The organism is Comamonas sp. w2-DMI (assembly GCF_040187735.1).
Classification (GTDB): Bacteria; Pseudomonadota; Gammaproteobacteria; order Burkholderiales; family Burkholderiaceae_C; genus Comamonas; species Comamonas terrae.
Genome location: NZ_JBANEL010000065.1, coordinates 1 through 3,249 on the forward strand (window position 1 = coordinate 1; position 3,249 = coordinate 3,249).

Annotated in this window: 4 protein-coding genes; all 4 read left to right on the forward strand. The window is 67.4% G+C overall.

What is annotated here, in order from left to right:
* Positions 1-1,495: IncP-type conjugal transfer protein TraG (gene traG / locus V8Z74_RS26030; RefSeq protein WP_349712268.1), on the forward strand; the 1,495-nt coding region annotated here is incomplete at its 5' end.
* Positions 1,492-1,956 (forward strand): CopG family transcriptional regulator, encoded by a 465-nt coding sequence (locus tag V8Z74_RS26035; protein ID WP_034112282.1) that lies wholly within the window; start codon positions 1,492-1,494, stop codon positions 1,954-1,956. The genes traG and V8Z74_RS26035, both read left to right, overlap by 4 nt.
* Positions 1,953-3,005, forward strand: coding sequence for a P-type conjugative transfer ATPase TrbB (gene trbB / locus V8Z74_RS26040; protein WP_034112280.1), 1,053 nt, complete (start codon positions 1,953-1,955; stop codon positions 3,003-3,005). Before V8Z74_RS26035 ends, trbB begins: the two co-directional genes overlap by 4 nt.
* Positions 3,002-3,249: TrbC/VirB2 family type IV secretion system protein (locus tag V8Z74_RS26045; protein WP_349712272.1), on the forward strand; the 248-nt coding region annotated here is incomplete at its 3' end. The genes trbB and V8Z74_RS26045, both read left to right, overlap by 4 nt.

Genomic DNA, 3,249 nt, shown 5'->3' on the forward strand with positions numbered 1-3,249 from the left:
CGCCGTCATCCACGACATCAAGGGCGAGAACTGGCAGATCACCGCCGGCTGGCGCTCGCGCTTCTCGCATTGCCTGTTGTTCAACCCCACGGATGCGAAGTCGGCGGCCTACAACCCGCTGCTGGAGGTGCGACGCGGCGCGCATGAAGTGCGCGACGTGCAGAACATCGCGGACATTCTGGTCGATCCCGAAGGCGCGCTGGAGCGGCGCAACCATTGGGAGAAGACTTCGCACGCGCTGCTGGTCGGGGCCATCTTGCATGTGCTCTACGCGGGCGAGGACAAGACGCTGCGCGGCGTCGCCAACTTCCTCTCCGATCCGGCCAGCCCATTCGAGCTGACCTTGCACCGGATGATGACCACGCCCCATCTGGGCGATGGCCCGCATCCGGTGGTTGCCTCTGCGGCGCGCGAAGTGCTCAACAAGTCGGACAACGAGCGCTCGGGCGTCTTGTCCACGGCCATGTCGTTCCTCGGCCTGTACCGCGACCCGACGGTGGCCGAAGTCACCTCGCGCTGCGACTGGCGCATCGCCGATCTCATTTCCGTCGAGCACCCCGTATCGCTGTACCTCGTGGTGCCGCCTTCGGACATTTCGCGCACCAAACCGCTCATCCGCCTGATCCTCAACCAGATCGGCCGGCGGCTCACCGAATCACTCGACGGCAGCGATGGCATCGAGCGCCGCCACAAGTTGCTGCTGATGCTCGACGAATTCCCGGCCTTGGGCCGGCTCGACTTCTTCGAGACGGCACTGGCCTTCATGGCGGGCTACGGCATCCGCAGTTTTCTCATCGCGCAGTCGCTCAACCAGATCGACAAGGCGTATGGGCAGAACCATTCGATTCTGGACAACTGCCATGTGCGCGTGACGTTCGCCACCAACGACGAACGCACCGCCAAGCGCATTTCCGAAACGCTTGGCACCGCTACCGAGCTACGCGCGCAGCGCAACTACGCTGGTCATCGGCTCGCGCCGTGGCTGGGCCACCTGATGGTGTCGCGGCAGGAGACGGCCCGCCCGCTGCTGACGCCGGGCGAAGTCATGCAGCTTCCGCCCGACGAGGCCGTGGTGATGGTCTCCAGCGTCGCGCCGATCAAGGCCAAGAAGCTGCGCTACTACGCAGACAGCAATTTCAAGCGGCGCGTGCTGTCACCGCCTGTGCTCGCTGCCGGGCGCTATGCCGATGTTCCTCCGGTACGCCCCGACGACTGGAGCGGACTGGCGATTCCGCCGACGCCTGCCGCACCGGCTACGTCATCCGCCGATGGCCTGGAACACCTGGGCACGGCCGACGACGGCTGCCCGCGCCGCCAGCCAGAGCTAACTGAGGCCGTCGCCTACGACCCCGAGAGCGCCGCGCCCGCGGCCGACCTCGGCCTGCTCGATGACGACGACGACCTGCCGCTTCCCCTTCCGCGCCAGCTTGATCCGGCCATGCAGCGCACGGCCCGGCTGGCATCCCTCGACCCCAACGACGGAATCGAGCTATGAGCCACTACCGCCTGAACCTCTTTATCCAGCCCGAGCACGCCCAGCGGCTCGATGAACTGGCCGCCAAGAAAGGCGTGTCCAAGTCCAGCATCGTCGCTGCCGCCTTAGCGTCTTGGCTGTCGCCGGACGCGGCCGACCAGCGCGAAGCGGCCATCGCCAAGCGGCTGGATCGGCTGTCGCGCCAAGCCGAGCGCATGGAGCGTGACCAGAACATCGCCATCGAGACGCTGGCGCTGTTCATCCGCTACTACCTCACGGTCAGCACGCCGGTTCCCGAGGCCCACCAAGACGCGGCCCGCGCCCAGGGCAAGGCGCGCTTCGAGCAGTTCGTCGAACAGCTCGGCCGCCACCTGCTGCGCGGGCGCAGCCTCGTGCGTGACGTGGTGGAGGAACTGCATCCCGACCCGATGCGAATGGGGGGCACGGCGGCAGCCGCCCAGGCCCAGGAGCGTGCGTCATGAGCACCACTCCCCAATCCATGACCACTGCGGCGCTTGACCGACGTATCCAGATGCTGCGCACGGCAATGGGGCCGCTGATCGCCGCCGCGCTCGAAGACCCGGACGTGGTGGAAATCATGCTCAACCCGGATCGCACCCTCTGGGTGGATCGCCTGTCCTCGGGTCGCGCCCCGATGGGCGTGGAGATGCCCGAAGCCGATGGCGAGCGAATCATCCGCCTCGTCGCGGCCCATGTCGGTGCGGAAGTGCATCGCGGCCAGCCGCTGCTATCGGCCGAGTTGCCCGAAACCGGCGAACGCTTCGAGGGCATCTTGCCGCCCGCTGCACCGGGGCCGGCCTTCGCGCTGCGCAAGCGCGCCATCGGCGTCATTCCGCTGGAGCGGTACGTCGTGGAGGGAATGATGACGGCCGCACAGGCGGGCTTTCTGGTTCGCGCTGTGCGCGAGCGCAAGAACATCCTGATCGCCGGGGCCACCAGCAGCGGCAAGACGACCCTTGCCAATGCTCTGCTCGCCGAGATAGCCGCCACGGGCGACCGCGTGCTGGTGCTCGAAGACACGGTGGAACTGCAATGCGCGGCCCGCGACCACGTACCGCTGCGCACCCGCGCTGGCGTGGTGTCCATGACCGAGCTGGTGCGCTCATCCATGCGCCTGCGCCCGGATCGCGTGGTCGTTGGCGAGGTGCGCGGCGCCGAGGCGCTGGATCTCATCAAGGTATGGGGCACGGGCCACCCCGGCGGCATCGCCACGATCCACGCCGGCTCCGCACTGGGCGCGCTGCTGCGCCTGGAGCAACTGATTCTCGAAGTGGCGGTGAACCCGCCGCGTGCGCTGATCGCCGAGGCGGTCAACGTGGTGATCCACATCGCTGGGCGTGGGCGCAAGCGCCGCATCGAGAGCATCGCCCGCGTCGTCGGCTTCGACGGCGTGGGCTACCAACTGGCGGACGCACTGGAGACGCCGTTCCCCGAGCTGCTGCCACTTCCCGATGCCGCACCCGCTGCGGCGATTTCCCCGTCCCCTGACCAACCTGGAGAACTGCCATGACGCAGATGATCGTTCCTGCTTTCCGTTTTTCTGCAAATCCGGCTTTGCGCCTGCCCACACGGTCGCGGCTGCACAGCCTGGGTCGCCCTGCGGCGCAAGGGCTGCTGCTGTCCGCGCTGCTGCTGTTTCTGGCCGGCACCGCGCAGGCCGCCGGCTCCTCGATGCCCTGGGAAGGCCCGTTGCAGTCGATTTTGGAGTCGATTCAAGGGCCGGTGGCGCGCATCGTCGCGGTCATCATCATCAT